Origin of the sequence: Kitasatospora sp. NPDC089797, assembly GCF_040684795.1 — a bacterium.
Lineage (GTDB): Bacteria > Actinomycetota > Actinomycetes > Streptomycetales > Streptomycetaceae > Kitasatospora.
Genome location: NZ_JBFBGS010000030.1, coordinates 21508 through 34976, shown reverse-complemented (window position 1 = coordinate 34976; position 13469 = coordinate 21508). Strand labels below are relative to the sequence as shown.

At 73.5% G+C, this 13469-nt stretch carries 15 protein-coding genes and 3 tRNA genes; 4 read left to right on the top strand and 14 right to left on the bottom strand.

Going from position 1 to position 13469, the window contains the following annotated elements:
• Window positions 1-16: 16 nt before the first annotated feature.
• The 5 genes from AB0O91_RS24240 to crcB (AB0O91_RS24220) all read right to left on the bottom strand — a co-directional run bounded on the left by AB0O91_RS24240 (window position 17) and on the right by crcB (AB0O91_RS24220) (window position 4486).
• Window positions 17-2287 carry a DEAD/DEAH box helicase gene (locus AB0O91_RS24240; RefSeq protein ID WP_363436573.1) on the bottom strand — a complete coding sequence of 757 codons (2271 nt, stop codon included), beginning with the start codon at window positions 2285-2287 and terminating at the stop codon, window positions 17-19.
• Between the two features lie 192 nt (window positions 2288-2479).
• On the bottom strand, window positions 2480-3112 hold the full coding sequence (locus AB0O91_RS24235) for a hypothetical protein (RefSeq protein ID WP_363436571.1): 633 nt from the start codon (window positions 3110-3112) through the stop codon (window positions 2480-2482).
• Between the two features lie 152 nt (window positions 3113-3264).
• A complete protein-coding gene (gene crcB, locus AB0O91_RS24230; RefSeq protein ID WP_363436569.1) occupies window positions 3265-3639 on the bottom strand; it encodes a fluoride efflux transporter CrcB in 375 nt (124 codons plus the stop codon).
• The gene (locus AB0O91_RS24225; protein ID WP_363436566.1) at window positions 3636-4013 is read right to left on the bottom strand and encodes a DUF190 domain-containing protein; all 378 of its coding nucleotides are present in this window, start codon (window positions 4011-4013) and stop codon (window positions 3636-3638) included. The genes crcB (AB0O91_RS24230) and AB0O91_RS24225 overlap by 4 nt, the downstream gene beginning before the upstream one ends.
• Entirely contained in the window at window positions 4010-4486 is a 477-nt protein-coding gene (gene crcB, locus AB0O91_RS24220; protein ID WP_363436563.1) for a fluoride efflux transporter CrcB, read from the bottom strand. The genes AB0O91_RS24225 and crcB (AB0O91_RS24220) overlap by 4 nt, the downstream gene beginning before the upstream one ends.
• Window positions 4487-4556: 70 nt before the next feature.
• On the opposite strand from crcB (AB0O91_RS24220), the gene AB0O91_RS24215 reads away from it, so the two are divergent.
• The 4 genes from AB0O91_RS24215 to AB0O91_RS24200 all read left to right on the top strand — a co-directional run bounded on the left by AB0O91_RS24215 (window position 4557) and on the right by AB0O91_RS24200 (window position 5306).
• The gene (locus AB0O91_RS24215; RefSeq protein ID WP_316523923.1) at window positions 4557-4898 is read left to right on the top strand and encodes a metallopeptidase family protein; all 342 of its coding nucleotides are present in this window, start codon (window positions 4557-4559) and stop codon (window positions 4896-4898) included.
• Window positions 4899-5002: 104 nt separating this feature from the next.
• Window positions 5003-5075 (top strand) — tRNA-Glu (locus tag AB0O91_RS24210).
• Window positions 5076-5131: 56 nt separating this feature from the next.
• Window positions 5132-5205: transfer RNA gene (locus tag AB0O91_RS24205), tRNA-Asp, on the top strand.
• A 27-nt stretch (window positions 5206-5232) separates the two neighbouring features.
• Window positions 5233-5306 (top strand) — tRNA-Phe (locus tag AB0O91_RS24200).
• An 88-nt stretch (window positions 5307-5394) separates the two neighbouring features.
• On the opposite strand, the gene AB0O91_RS24195 is transcribed toward AB0O91_RS24200, so the two are convergent.
• From AB0O91_RS24195 to AB0O91_RS24155, 9 genes are all read right to left on the bottom strand, one after another.
• On the bottom strand, window positions 5395-6597 hold the full coding sequence (locus AB0O91_RS24195) for a site-specific integrase (protein ID WP_363436560.1): 1203 nt from the start codon (window positions 6595-6597) through the stop codon (window positions 5395-5397).
• Window positions 6597-6785 (bottom strand): helix-turn-helix domain-containing protein, encoded by a 189-nt coding sequence (locus AB0O91_RS24190; protein ID WP_363436557.1) that lies wholly within the window; start codon window positions 6783-6785, stop codon window positions 6597-6599. Before AB0O91_RS24190 ends, AB0O91_RS24195 begins: the two co-directional genes overlap by 1 nt.
• Before the next feature lie 253 nt (window positions 6786-7038).
• Window positions 7039-8376: a DUF3987 domain-containing protein gene (locus AB0O91_RS24185; RefSeq protein ID WP_363436554.1), complete on the bottom strand. Its 1338-nt coding sequence runs from the start codon at window positions 8374-8376 to the stop codon at window positions 7039-7041.
• A 70-nt stretch (window positions 8377-8446) separates the two neighbouring features.
• Window positions 8447-9394 (bottom strand): bifunctional DNA primase/polymerase, encoded by a 948-nt coding sequence (locus tag AB0O91_RS24180; protein WP_363436551.1) that lies wholly within the window; start codon window positions 9392-9394, stop codon window positions 8447-8449.
• Between the two features lie 66 nt (window positions 9395-9460).
• Window positions 9461-9736, bottom strand: a complete 276-nt coding sequence (locus AB0O91_RS24175; RefSeq protein WP_363436548.1) for a hypothetical protein — start codon at window positions 9734-9736, stop codon at window positions 9461-9463.
• 17 nt (window positions 9737-9753) lie between these two features.
• Window positions 9754-10113 carry a hypothetical protein gene (locus AB0O91_RS24170; RefSeq protein ID WP_363436546.1) on the bottom strand — a complete coding sequence of 120 codons (360 nt, stop codon included), beginning with the start codon at window positions 10111-10113 and terminating at the stop codon, window positions 9754-9756.
• Window positions 10110-10415, bottom strand: coding sequence for a DNA cytosine methyltransferase (locus tag AB0O91_RS24165; protein WP_363436544.1), 306 nt, complete (start codon window positions 10413-10415; stop codon window positions 10110-10112). Before AB0O91_RS24165 ends, AB0O91_RS24170 begins: the two co-directional genes overlap by 4 nt.
• On the bottom strand, window positions 10412-11011 hold the full coding sequence (locus AB0O91_RS24160) for a hypothetical protein (RefSeq protein ID WP_363436541.1): 600 nt from the start codon (window positions 11009-11011) through the stop codon (window positions 10412-10414). Before AB0O91_RS24160 ends, AB0O91_RS24165 begins: the two co-directional genes overlap by 4 nt.
• A 177-nt stretch (window positions 11012-11188) precedes the next feature.
• Complete coding sequence (locus AB0O91_RS24155) at window positions 11189-13465, bottom strand: hypothetical protein (RefSeq protein WP_363436538.1); 2277 nt, start codon at window positions 13463-13465, stop codon at window positions 11189-11191.
• Between the last annotated feature and the right edge of the window lie 4 nt (window positions 13466-13469).

Genomic DNA, 13469 nt, shown 5'->3' with positions numbered 1-13469 from the left:
CGCCGGCCTCACGACGTCAGTTCTTCCAGCGCGGCTTGCGGTCGTCGCGGCCGCCGCCGTTGAAGCCGCCGCGGTCGCGGTCGAAGCCGCCGCGGTCACGGTTGAAGCCACCGCGGTCGGACTGCGGACGGCCGCCGGAGCGGTGGTCGTCGCGGCGCGCGAACGGACGGCTGCTGCCGCCGCGCTCGTCGCGGTCCCGGCCGAAGGACGGACGGTCGCCGAAGGAGCGGGCCGGACGGTCGCCGAAGGAGCGGCCGCCGCGGTCGTCGCGGTCACGGTTGAAACCGCCGCGCTCGCCACCGCGGTCGTCACGGTTGAAACCACCGGAACGACGGTCGTCACGGTCACGGCCGCCACCGAAGCCGCCGCGGTCACGGTTGAAACCGCCGCGCTCGCCACCGCGGTCGTCACGGTTGAAACCACCGGAACGACGGTCATCGCGGTCACGGCCGCCACCGAAGCCGCCGCGGTCACGGTTGAAGCCACCGCGCTCGCCACCACGGTCGTCACGGTTGAAACCACCGGAACGACGGTCATCGCGGTCACGGCCGCCACCGAAGCCACCGGAACGGCGGTCGTCACGGTCGCGCCCGCCACCGAAGCCACCGGAACGGCGGTCGTCACGGTCCCGGCCGCCGTCACGGTCACGGCTGAAGGCCGGACGCTCGCTGCGCGCCTCGCGGTACGCCGGAACGCGCTCCTCCGACTGCGGCGCGGCGGCCGGGGCCTCGACCGCGGTCTCGGCCTGGGCGGCCTCGCCCTCGGCGGCCTCGGCGGCCGGCTCCTCGTCCTCGATGCCCAGCTCGGCCCGCTCGCGCGCCGCACGGGCGGAGAGGCGGTCGGCCTCCTCGCGCAGCTCGGTGGCGCGGCGCTGCGCGCGCTCCAGCTGGCGGGTCATGTCGGCGAGCTCGCGCTCGGCGGCACCGGCGATGTTGGCGGCGCTCTCGGCCTGGACCTCGGTCAGCGAGCGGGCGCCGGTGATCCGGGCGACCTCGGCGTCGAAGGCGTGGTCCAGGATGTGGCGGCTGGCGTCGACGCCCGCGTCCTCCATCAGGCGGAAGACACCGCGGCGCTGGTGCGGCAGCACCAGGGTGACGACGGCGCCGGAGCGGCCGGCCCGGGCGGTGCGGCCGGAGCGGTGCAGGTAGTCCTTGTGGTCGCCGGCCGGGTCCACGTTGAGGACCAGGTCGATGCCGTCGACGTGGATGCCGCGGGCGGCGACGTCGGTGGCGACGACGACGTTGACGTAGCCGTCCTTGAAGTCGCCGAGGACGCGGGTGCGGGCGCCCTGGGTCATGCCGCCGTGCAGCGCGTCGGCCTTCACACCGGCCTCGATGAGCTGCTCGGCGACGCGGTCGGCGCCCATCTGGGTGCGGACGAAGATGATCGTGCGGCCCTTGCGGGCGGCGATCGCGTTGGTGATCGGCGCCTTGTCCTTGGGCTTCACCACGAGGATGTGGTGGGTCATGGTGGTGACCGCGCCGGCCGACGGGTCGACCTCGTGGGTGACCGGGTTCTTCAGGTAGCGCTTGACCAGGGTGTCGATCTCGTTCTCCAGGGTGGCGGAGAACAGCAGGCGCTGGCCGCCGGCCGGCACCTGGTCGAGGATCTCGGTGACCTCGGGCAGGAAGCCCATGTCGGCCATCTGGTCGGCCTCGTCGAGGACGACGGTCTTGACGTCGTCCAGCTTGGCGGAGCCGCGGTTCAGCAGGTCGCGCAGACGGCCGGGGGTGGCGACGAGGACGTCGACGCCGCGCTCCAGCGCGTAGATCTGGTTCGACATCGAGGTGCCGCCGCAGACGACCTTGAGGCGCAGGCCGAGCACCGAGCCGAAGGGCTCCAGGGCGTCGGCCACCTGCATGGCCAGCTCACGGGTCGGGACCAGGATCAGGCCGCGCGGGTGCTTCGGCCGGGTGCGCTCGCCGTCGGCCAGGCGGGTCAGCAGCGGCAGGCCGAAGCTGAGGGTCTTGCCGGAGCCGGTGCGGCCGCGGCCCAGCACGTCCTTGCCGGCCAGGGCGTCCGGGATGGTCGCGGCCTGGATCGGGAACGGGGTGGTGACACCGCGCTTGGCGAGGGCGCGCACGACGTCGTCGTGCAGGCCCAGGTCGCCGAAGGTGATGGTGGGCTCGGCGGCCTCCGCCGGCTCCTCGGTGGCCTCGACCTCGACGGTCTCGGCGGCGATCTCCGCGGCCTCGACGGCCAGTTCGGCGGTGTCGGTCGGGTCGGTGACATCGGCGGCGGCCTCGTTCGCGGGCATGGCGAAGCGGGCGTCGTCAACGAGAGACATGCAAAACCTTCCGGAAGTGGCACGCGCCAAAGTCCGGGGTTCTGTTTCACAACCGCCTCTATGCGGTCAGCCACGGATCGCCGGAACGCGCCAAGGGCGCCGGGGAATAGGGCGCCAATCAAATGAATCAAACGAACGATCTACCACCATAGACGAACCTCGGGATCGGAGGCAAATGCCCTGGCCAGCCCCCTAATGCGTACCTGCGTGCGGGCTCGGGGCCGAGGAACCGGAGCTGCCGGAGGAGGGCTCCGGGCCCGGCGGGACGGTCGCGGCGGGCGAGCCGTGCTCGGGCTCCGGGGAGCCGGACGGGCGGCTGCTGGGGGTGGCCGACGGGGTCCCGGCCGAACCGCCGCCGGAGCGGCCCTCGCCGGTGCCGCCGGTGCCGGCCGCACCGCCGGCCGAGGCCCCGGGGTGGGGTGCGGGACTGCTGTTCGCGCCCCCGGACGCACCGCTGCCGCCCGGCACCCCCTCGGGGGCGGCCGCCCCCGGCACCGGGACCACCCCGGCCAGCACGGCGTCCGTGCCGGGGGCCGGCGCACCCGGTGCGGCGGTCGTGGCCCCGGCCGGCGCGTTCTCGGCCTGCAAGCCCCCCTGGTGCTCCGCGCGCCCCGACGCACCCCCGGGGTGCCCGGCACCCGGCTGCGCCGAAGGGCCGCCCGTCGCCCCGGGCCGGCCCGCCGGACCGGCCTGCCCGACCGGCGCGACCCCGCCGTGCTTCTCCTCCGCCGCCGGACCGACCGACATGCACCCGGTCAGCCCCAGCCCGGCCACCGCCAGCACCGCCGCCGCCCGTACCACCGCTCCCGAACGCACCGAAGCCACCGAGCTCCCTCTCCACCGCCCCACCCGGGCCGCCCCCTGGTGCGCGGCCGCTTTCGGTGCCCAACGCGCGCCGGGCGCGGCGGGACACGGGTCGACGGCGCAGTTCGCGGTCGGCGAAACGTTCCCGCCGAACCCGCAGCGGCCGGGCCCGCTCAGCCCCAGAGCACCGAGGCCAGCTCCGCCCCCGCGTACACCGCGACCAGCCCGGCCGCCAGGCTCCCCGCCACGTTCGCCAGCGCGTACCGCCCCGCCCCGGACTCGGCCAGCCGCAGCGTCTCGTACGAGAAGGTCGAGTAGGTGGTCAGCGCCCCGCAGAAGCCCGTCCCCACCAGCAGCTGGACGTGCGAGGAGGCCGCCCCGGCCGCCACCGCCCCGGTCAGCAGCCCCAGCACCAGGCAGCCGACCACGTTCACCGTGAAGGTGCCCCACGGGAACACCGAGTCGTGCCGGGACTGCACCGCCCGGTCGGTCAGGTAGCGCAGCGGCGCGCCGACCACCGCCCCCGCCACCACCAGCAGCCAGTTCACTCCGTGCCCCCGTCCGCGCGCCGTCCCCCGGCGCCGCCGTCCCGGCCCGCGTACCGGACCACCTCGCAGCGGTCCAGCAGCACCAGCCCCTCCGCGACCAGTTCCTCCAGCTGCGGCAGGAACCCCCGCACCCGCTCCTCCTCGTCCACGATCACCACCGCCACCGGCAGGTCCTCGCTCAGCGACAGCAGCCGCGCGGTGTGCACCAGCGAGGAGGCGCCGAACCCCTCGATCCCCCGGAACACGCTCGCCCCGGCCAGCCCGGCCGCCCGCGCCCGGTGCACCACCTCGCTGTACAGCGGCCGGTGGTGCCAGGTGTCGCTCTCCCCCACCAGGACGGTCAGCCGCAGCGCCGGCCCGCTCAGCCGGCTCACCGGGCACCGCCCCGGTGGATCACCCGGCGGGTCAGCGCCGCCGCCGCCCAGACCGCGCCGAGCGCCCCCAGCAGGGTCAGCCCCAGGTACGCCAGCCCGGGCCCGGGCCGCCCGGCCTCCAGCAGCCGGCGGACGTCCACCGCGTACGTCGAGAAGGTGGTGAACCCGCCCAGCACCCCGGTCCCGAAGAACGGCCGCAGCAGCGGATGCGCCGGACGCCCCTCGGTGACCACCACCAGGAACGCCCCGATCACCGCGCAGCCGACCACGTTGACCAGCAGCGTCGTCCACGGGAAGGCCGACGGCCCGGTCGCCCAGCCGAGCCCGGCCGCGTACCGCGCCACCGCCCCGACCGCCCCGCCCAGCGCGATCACCGCCACCACGGGCCCCTGCCCGCGCAGCACCGGCGGACGCCCGGTCACCGCCGCAGGCCCCGTCGCGGTGTCGTCCAACGCGTCCTCCGAGGTCGTCATAGGCCCATCAAACACCGGCGTCCACCGCCTGGCACACCGTCATCCCAGACCCGACAATGATCCGGTGGAGATGACCCGGGAAGAGTTCGAGACGTTGGTCAGTGACGCGCTGGACCAGATCCCCCCGCAGCTCGCCGCCATGATGGACAACGTCGCGATCTTCGTCGAGGACGAACCCGACCCGAGCGACCCGGAGCTCCTCGGCCTCTACGAGGGCACCCCGCTCACCGAACGCGGCGAGTGGTACGCGGGCGTCCTGCCCGACCGCATCCTGATCTACCGCGGCCCCACCCTGCGGCACTGCGAGACCCGCGAACAGGTGGTCGAGGAGGTCCGCACCACCGTCATCCACGAGGTCGCCCACCACTTCGGCTTCGACGACCACGAGCTCGACGAGCTCGGCTGGTCCTGACCCTCCCGCCCCACCCGGCCCAAACCCGTTTTGGCGATCGGCCCCGCATCCCATATGCTTCTCGACGTCCCCGGGAACGCTGGAAACAGCCGAACGGACCACAAGCCCTCATCGTCTAGTGGCCCAGGACGCCGCCCTTTCAAGGCGGTAGCACGGGTTCGAATCCCGTTGGGGGCACGCAGTACCGTAGTAAAGTGCAGTGCGACAAGACCTTCAGTGGTTCGCCACTACCAGGTCCCGTGGAGCAGTTGGTTAGCTCGCCACCCTGTCAAGGTGGAGGTCGCGGGTTCAAGTCCCGTCGGGATCGCTCGTCTCGCAAGAGGCGGTGCAGTACGGCCAGGTAGCTCAGTTGGTACGAGCGTCCGCCTGAAAAGCGGAAGGTCGCCGGTTCGACCCCGGCCCTGGCCACAGGCGCCTGAAAAGGCAAAAAGGCCCCGGAGAGATCATCTCCGGGGCCTTTTGCGTTGCCACCTACACCAACCGCTACGCCAACGGCTCAGGCGAGCTTGTCACTGAGCGACCCGAGGGCCTTCCGCTGCTCGTCCAGGGACGCATGAGCGTAGACCTTCATGGTCACCCCGATGTCGCTGTGCCCGGCGATCTGCCGGACGATGTGCGGCGGGACCCCCAGATCCAGCAGCAGGGTCACGCAGGTGTGCCGGAGGTCGTGGAACCGGAGCGAGAGCCCGAGCCGATCCCGGAGCGGGTACCAGCTCCGGCGGAGGTTGTCCGGCTCGATCGGCGTCCCGACCCGGCTGGTGAACACCAGCCCTGTGTCCTTCCACCGCTCGCTAGCCGCCACCCGCTCCTGGGCCTGCCGCTCCTGGTGGGCACGCAGAGCCTCCAGGACGACCGGCGGGAGCGGCAGCGTCCGGAGGGAGGAGGCCGTCTTGGTCGGGCCGAGCCGGAGGGCGCCGTCCACCCGCTGGAGGTTGCTGGAGACGATAAGCGTCCCGCGCTCCAGGTCGACCGCCCCCCAGTGCAGGCCCAGCAGCTCACCGCGCCGCAGTCCCAGGGCGAGGGCGAGGACGTATAGGGCGTGCAGGCGGTCCGTGCTGGCCGACTTGAGGAGGAGTCGGGCCTGCGGGACTGTGAGTCCCTTCCCGGTGCCGTAGTCGGGTGTGGGCACCTGCACCAGCTTGGCGACGTTCCGCAGGATCAGTTCCTCCCGGACGGCGTTCTCCAGGGCATTCCGCAGGACGGCGTGGATCGACTGGACCATGCGGCGCGACAGCTTGGCCTCGCAGCACTCCCCCGCCGCGCAGCACTCCGGCTTCGGCCGGGCCGCGTCCCACCCGTTCTTGCAGCACTGGCAGGCGGCGGTGACGCCGACCAGCCACTTCCGAACGTCGGCGGCCCGGAGGGTCCGGAGCTTCTTGGTGCCCAGCCCGGGCGCCAAGTGCACCCGGACCACACTCTCGTACCCCTGATAGGTCTTCGGCCGGCGGTTCACCTTCACGACCGCAGCCAGCCAGTACGTCAGGTACTCGGCCACCCTCACGTTCGTGTCCGGCGTCGGGATGCCCTGGTTGTCCTGGGCCTTGAGCGCAGTGATCTTCTCCAAGACCTCCTCACGAGTCTTGCCGTAGACGGAGATTCGCTTGGTGATGCCAGAGGTCGTGGTCACGTAGACCCGACCGTGGTACAGCCCGTCCTTGCGACGGGAGATGCTGCCTTCGCCGTTGGCGCGCTTGGCCATCAGTTGTTCTCCTCAATTCGCGTGCGCATGAAAGCCGCGACGTCTGCGGCGTCGAAGCGTCGGCGGTTGCCGACGGTGAAGCTCGGAAGCGCCTTCGAGCGGATGAGGTCGTAGACCGTGCTCCGGCCGACCTTGAGCGCGGCCATGACCTCAGGGACCGTCATGGCGGTCGGGACGACGGTGGCCAAGGTGGTCCTTCCTGGTGCCGGGCGGGGGGTGGAAAGGGTGGAAAGGGGTGCTAAGCCCGGTGACCTGGGCTTTTGTGCTTGGGGGTGGGGGTGGAAAGGGGGGTGGAAAGGGGGTGGAAAGGGTCGGGCGTCCGGCCTGGGCGGGAGGGGTGGGGGGCTTTCCACCCCCCTTTCCACCCCCTTTCCACCCCCTCCGTACCTGGCGTTTTCGCAGGTGGGAGGGCTTAGCACCCCTTTCCACCCTTTCCACCCCTCAGGTGGCGGGCGGGGCGTAGAGCAGGACGGTGGCGTGGCGGCCTGCGCCGGGGACCTGGGCGCTGCCGAAGCCGTCGATCTGGAGGAGGGCGGCGACCAGGCGGTCTCGTTCGTCCTTGCCGGTCTTCTTGAAGAGGCGGTAGACCTCGTCGCCGGTGAGGCCGCGGGGGCCGACCGCTTGGACGGCGGCGGCGAGCTTGTCGAGCTTGGGGTCGCCGGTGGTGTTCGCGGCCAGGCCCAGGACGTGGGCGGCGGAGGCCCGGGAGTAGTTGACGAGGGCGTGGGCGGCCCGCAGGTGGTCCTCTTCGATCTCGCGGCGGCGGTCGAGGAGGGCGTAGACCATGGCCAGGCGCAGGGTGTAGGGGGCGGCGCGGGCGGTGAACTCCGCGAGCGGGCCGTCTCCGTCCTCGTCCCCGCACAGGGCCGGGTAGATGTCGTCGCGCCAGAGCTTGCGGGCGGGTTCGGCGAGGGTGACCTCTCCGGCCTGCTGGGCGTCCGCGAGGGCGGCACGCCAGGACGCGGCGAGGCTGTCCACAAGCTCCGGGTCGGCGCCCCGGGACTCGGCGAGGATCAGGTTGCGGTGGACGAAGACCGGCAGGTAACGGTTGTAGGTGCCGCCGGCCATCTCGGAGTCCTGCATCTTGGCGCGCAGTTCGCGGGGGCTGATGTGGCCGATGATCGCGATGTGCGGGGCGGTGGCCTTGAGCGCTTCGCGGTTCATGACGCCGAGGTCTTCGCCGTTCCAGGCCTGGCGCAGGACGCCGCCGAGCGAGGAGCCCTCGCGGCGGGCGCGGGCCATCGTGATGCCGTACTCGGACTCCACGATCCAGCGGCGCTTGTCGATGTGGCCGGGGTCGTCCTTCTTTGTCGGGTCGCCGTCGCGCACCGCCTCGATCAGGCCCTCGCCGGAGGACAGCCCGGACAGGCAGCAGTCCTTGACGAAGCCGGGGGCGGCTGCGGACAGGACGAGGCGGGCGGTGTTGGTGGCGGCGCCCTTGCGGCCGGCGGCGGTCGCACCGATCGTCAGGCCCCAGATCAGCGCGGGGTGGCGGTCGTTGCCGATGCGCAGGTGCGGGCAGCAGTCGGCCCGCCCGGCACCGCTGGGGCCGAGCAGCGCCCCCGCGCCGGAGAGCAGGTTGACCAGCACGCCGACCGGGTCGGCTTCCGTGGTCGGGTCCAGAGCCCGGACGGTGTGCCCGGCCAGGCCCTGGAAGACGGCCATGTCCGGGACCGGCCCGGGACGGGCGGGCCGATCCACGCCGTCGACGTCGTCGTAGAACGGGTTCTTCGCCGCGGCCTGGCGGGGTTCGGCGGTCATCAGGGCTGGGGCGGTCACTCGGCCCCCTGCCTGTGCCGCCCCCTGCCGGAGAAGCGCTGATCCTGACGGGGCGAGGGGTGACGGTTGCTCATGCGGCCCGCCCGACGCCGCTCGCGCCGCGGGCCAGGCCCTTGGCGATGGTGCGGCGGCACTCCGCCTCACCCAGTCCGGCCTTGCTCCCGGCGTCGAGCAGGGCGTCTGCGGCGTCCTGTTCGGGCAGGGTGCCGGCGGCGACCAGGCGGCCGAGCGCGGCGCTGCTGGCGAAGAGGGTGTGGTTCCGGGTGCCCTCTCCGGCGGTGGCGACCTTCTCGCTCTCGCCGCGCACGGCGGCCCGCACGTAGGCCTGGAGGCGCCCGATCCTCGCCCGCACCGCGGCCGTGTCGAGCTGGGCGACGGGCGGGGCCTTGGGGGTGAGCAGGGTGGCGAGCCAGGCGGGCAAGGGCATCGGCGGTACGCCGAGGGCGAGGTTGTAGGGGCGTCCGGCGACGGTGCTGCCGGCGGCGACGACGTAGCCGCCGTGGGCGCGGGTGTCGACGCGCCAGCCCAGGCCCTGCCCCTTGTCGCCGCAGGTGTTGCGCAGGAGGAGCCCGGGCGGGGCGGTGAAGTACAGGTGGGTGCCGCCGCGGCCGGTGCGCACGGTGTACGTGTCGTAGTGGCCGTAGGCGTCGTGCTCCTCGCACAGGGCGGCGAAGGTGTCGTGGCCGTCGGTGATGCCCCGCCCGGCCCACCGCTTCGGGGGGAGGTCACCGGGGTGCTTGGGAGGGTCGAGGTCGACGACCACCAGGCTGGAGGGGCCGCAGGCGATGCCGACGTTGTAGCGGCCGTGGGTCCAGGCACGGCGGATGACGTCGGGGTCGGTGGTGGCCCGGCGCTCCCAGCCGAGGTGCCCGGCGGTGCAGGGGCCGGTGCGCGGGCAGTCCTCCTCGCCGTGGAGGGCGGGGGGCTTGGCGTTCGGGGCGAGCGGGAAGACGTGCCAGCCGCGGGCGGCGGCGGCCAACGCGGCGCGGAGCAGGTCCGGGGACGGCCTACCGGTCATGCGGGGTCCTCTCGGGCAGGGCAGGCCCCGGGGCCCGAGAGCGCGGGCCCCGGGGCCCGCGAAGGGTCAGAGGTCGAGGAGGGGGAGCTGGTCGTCGCAGACGGCGGCCGGGGCGGGCGGCATCAGGGTGTCGAGGGCGGCCTGGTGGTCCGGGTCGTCGGTGTCGAGGCAGATGACGCGGCCGTCGGTGGTGACCAACCAGTCGGGGTCGGCGTGGACGGCCTCGACGGCGGCCTCGCGGGTGGTGAAGTAGGCGGCGCACTCGAAGACGGGGGCGGAGCCGTAGGCGGTGCCGCAGACCTCGCAGACGGCGACGTGGCAGGTCACGGGCTGGATGGGCACGGGATTCTCCCTGCGGGTCAGAGGTCGAAGAGGGAGTCCGGCTCGGCGGCCGGGTATGCGGCCTGCGCGGCCTTGGCGGCGGTGCGGCGGGTGGCGTCGTGGCAGGTCGGGCACCATGCGGCCAGCCGGGCCTTGGGCAGGGCGGCGGCCTTGTGTGCGGGCAGCAGCAGGTCGGCCGGTTCGGCGGGGGCGGCGAGGAGTCGGACGGGGCCGGTGCCGTGTCGGCGGCCGTGGCCGCCGTGGGCGGTCTTGCAGCGGCCGCCGTCGCGTTCGTGGTTGGTGCCGCAGGTGCCGCGGCACTGGCAGCGTCCGGCGGCGGCGGAGATGACGGCCTGCCACAGGCCCTGGTTGTCGCCGAGCGGCGGGGTCCGGCTCACGCTGCCACCCCCGACCCGCCGCCGGTGGTGGCGCCGGGGACGATCCCGGCGCCCTTGCCGGCCAGGCTGACGGACTGGCAGGGGAACCCGGCGGTCAGCACGTCCACCGGCCTGACCTCGGCCCAGTTCACGGCGGTGATGTCGCCGAGGTTGGGCGTGTGCGGGTGGTGGTGGGCGAGGATCGCCGCCGCCCCGGGGTCAGGGTCGGCCACCCACGCCAACTCTCCGCCCAGGACGGACTGGACGGCCATGTCCAGGCCGCCGTACCCGCTGCACAGCGATCCGATGACCGGCCCGGTCACGACGCCTCGCCGAGCAGGTCGGTGACCAGGTGGGCGTGGGCGTTGGCCCAGACGACCAACTCGTTGACGACGGACTTGGCTTCGATCGTCATGCTCCAGCCGGGCTTGGCGGTGCCGGGCTCGATGAGCAGGTGGTCGGGGACGGGCAGGAGCAGGGTGGCGGTGGTCAGGAGGTAGGTCTTGCCGGGGTTGGGCCCGTAGGGCTCCCAGAGGCTCCGGTAGGGGTCGCGGCCGGTGCCCCACGGGTCGGGCTGCCAGTCGCCCAGGCGCCGGTCCGGGCGGTGGGCAAGGGCGGCGTGCCGCAGGGGGATGTCGATGCGCAGGGCCACGTCGCGGGTGTCGCCGGTGGTGGAGACGACGGTGATGCCGTGCAGGTCGGGGCGGATGTGCACGTAGCCGGGGGACATGATCGGGCTGGTGGCGATCTGCCAGGCGGCGCGCGCGAACTCGGCGGCGGTGAGCGGCTGTCCGTCGTCGTGGAGCAGGCTGGCCTTGCGGGCGAGGTAGGAGCCGTAGCGGGAGTAGCCGTCCGAGGCGTCCCGCCGGTCGTGGAAGTCGTCGGCAACGGCGAGCGTGCCGTCGGTGAACTGGGGCATGCTTGGTCCCGTCTCTGATGGGATGCACGGCCCCGCGGCAACCGGCTCTCTGCCAAGATCAGGCGGTTGGTGCGGGGTCTCGTGCTGTGGTGGGGCGGTTTGTCCGTCCCCCGCACCGTCCGGGCCCCGCCGCTTGCTACGGCGGGGACCGGCTGGCACGGCCGGTCGGACAGGCCGTCAGCCCTGCTCGGCGGCGGCCAAGGGGAGGCCGTACTCGCCGGAGTTCGCGGTCCGGCGGACGAGGGTGCCCTTCTTGGCGAGTCGGCTGAGGGTGTTCTCGACGGTCTTGGGGTTGACGCCGGTCATGTCGGTGATCTGGTCGCGGTGCAGGTACATGACCTCGGCGCCGATCGGGTCGCGGCGCTCCTCCAGGACCGCCACGATCTTCTCCTCGGCGGTGGGCTCCTTGACCAGGGACGGCACGGTGAAGGACGGCGTCCACCCCGGGCTGCCGCCGTCGCCGGCCTGGTCTGCGGCGGGGCCGACGGGGACGGCGGCGATGGCGTCGCGGTCGTCCCAGCCGGGGAAGTCCGTGGGGGCGGTGATGTGGGCGGGGTCGAAGAGGCCGGCGGCGGATTCGAGGATCCAGGCGCGCATCATTTCGGCGCGCCCGCCGGAGCCGACGACGTAGCCGACGCCGAACGTCCTGCGGGGGTCGTCCTCGGGGATGGTCGGGTCGTAGATCAGGCTCTCGTCGTCGCTCTCCCAGTAGGCGGGGAGCTGGGAGGGGTCGATGCCGTCGAACGCGCGGGGGAGGTCGACGCGGCCTGCCTGGGCGCTGTCGCTCCTGAGCAGGACGAGCGCTCCGCCGTGGAAGACGTTGTCCCGGATGCTGGTGTCCGAGCCCATCTGGTCGAGGTTCATGATCTGCCCGCACAGCACCACCGGCATGCCCATGGACCGGCCCTGGGCGGCGAGGGTGGAGATGATCCAGGCGGCTTCGGCCCGGTAGGGGGACTTGTCGCCGAGGAGCTGGACCATCTCGTCCAGGATCGTGACGACGTAGGGCCGCTCCGGGGTGGCCACGAAGTTCTTGGCCCGCAGCTCCTGGCTCTCGGCGACCCGGTGGCGGAAGACCGCGTAGGCGACGCGCAGGGCTCCGATCGCCCCCTCCGGTCCGCAGCCGGCGTAGGCGGCCATGTCCTCCACGTCCGGGTTGGAGCTGCCCTTGGGGTCGCCGTAGATCATCGCCACGTTGTTGACGTGGTAGGACAGCGCGATGATCTGGAGGACTCCGCCCTTGCCGGAGCCGGTGACGCCCACCACGATCACGTGCCGGGCACCGCCCTCGGGGTCGTAGAGCTGGACACGGGAGGGCTTGCCGCTGACCCCGGTGCCGAGCTGGATGTAGCCGTTAACGTTGGCCGCGAGGGCCTGGGGGCCGGGCAGGGGGCAGCCGTCCTCCAGCGGGGAGCGGTCCATCATCCGGAAGATCGCCTTGCGCGGGTTGGACGTGCGCTCGACCGTGACCAGCAGCGGGGTCGTGCGAAGCGCCCCGGCGATCGTGTACAGGTCCGGGACGGTGAGGGCGTCGGTGTCCTCGTCCGCCATGACCCACGCGGCGACCCCGCCGGTGGCCGGGTCCGGGACCACGCCTTCGAGGTGGGTGCCGGGCATGCACCCGCCCTTGCGGGCGACCCGCTGGAGCCAGAGGGCTTCCAGGGCGGAGTAGTGGGGGCCGTCCGGCTGCTCGGGCTCGGTCAGGCGCACGTGGATGCGCTTGGAGCTGTCGTGGGGGCCTTCGGTGATGGCCACCCAGGCGGCGGGGACGCGGTAGACGCCGGAGACGGTGCTGGGGGTGACGGTGACGGGGCGGCCGGGGTCGGCCTGGACGACGCCCTCCCAGGCCTCGGGGCCGTGGCCGGTGAGGATGAGGTGCTGGCCGGGGTGGGCCCCGTACTCGCCGCTGATGTGTGCGTGCCACAGCTGGAGCACCTTGGCGACCGCCGGCGGCAGTTCGGGTTCGGCCGGCCCGGCCGGGGCGGCGGCGGTGTTCTTGGCCCGGGGCTTGCTGGAGCCGAGGACGCGTCGCAGGGAGAACGCGGCCAGGCCGACGGCGCCCCACCAGGCGGTGGAGACGAGCCCGGCGAGGGAGGGCATGGTCATCCATCCGGCGAGCAGGCCGTCGATGCCGGGCAGGCCCTGCACGGTGGCGGTGGCGGCGGCGGTCGCGGTGGTGATCGCGGACAGGGCGAAGGGGCGGCGGTGGGCGCGCAGGATGTCGCCGCCGGGGACGTCGTCCAGCAGCCGGTCGGACAGCAGCCCGGCGGCGTTGGCTCCGGCGACCAGCACGGGGGCGGCGAGGAAGGTGGCGAGGGTGCCGGCGGCCTGGCTGTCCAGGAACGGGGTGATCCCGGCGGCCAGCAGCGGGGCGGCGACCTGGGCGACGGCGAACCGCCGCTCCGTGGCGGGGTTGGGGGCCGGGGCGGTGCGGGCGGTGTGAGGGGTGGTCATCTCG

What these genes read in the sequence shown, in the direction of transcription:
- AB0O91_RS24240 (WP_363436573.1), bottom strand. Translation starts at nt 2,287, where the DNA reads ATGTCTCTCGTTGACGACGCCCGCTTCGCCATGCCCGCGAACGAGGCC.
- crcB (WP_363436563.1), bottom strand. Translation starts at nt 4,486, where the DNA reads ATGACGACCTCGGAGGACGCGTTGGACGACACCGCGACGGGGCCTGCG.
- AB0O91_RS24215 (WP_316523923.1), top strand. Translation starts at nt 4,557, where the DNA reads ATGACCCGGGAAGAGTTCGAGACGTTGGTCAGTGACGCGCTGGACCAG.
- AB0O91_RS24195 (WP_363436560.1), bottom strand. Translation starts at nt 6,597, where the DNA reads ATGGCCAAGCGCGCCAACGGCGAAGGCAGCATCTCCCGTCGCAAGGAC.
- AB0O91_RS24180 (WP_363436551.1), bottom strand. Translation starts at nt 9,394, where the DNA reads ATGACCGGTAGGCCGTCCCCGGACCTGCTCCGCGCCGCGTTGGCCGCC.
- AB0O91_RS24160 (WP_363436541.1), bottom strand. Translation starts at nt 11,011, where the DNA reads ATGCCCCAGTTCACCGACGGCACGCTCGCCGTTGCCGACGACTTCCAC.
- AB0O91_RS24155 (WP_363436538.1), bottom strand. Translation starts at nt 13,465, where the DNA reads ATGACCACCCCTCACACCGCCCGCACCGCCCCGGCCCCCAACCCCGCC.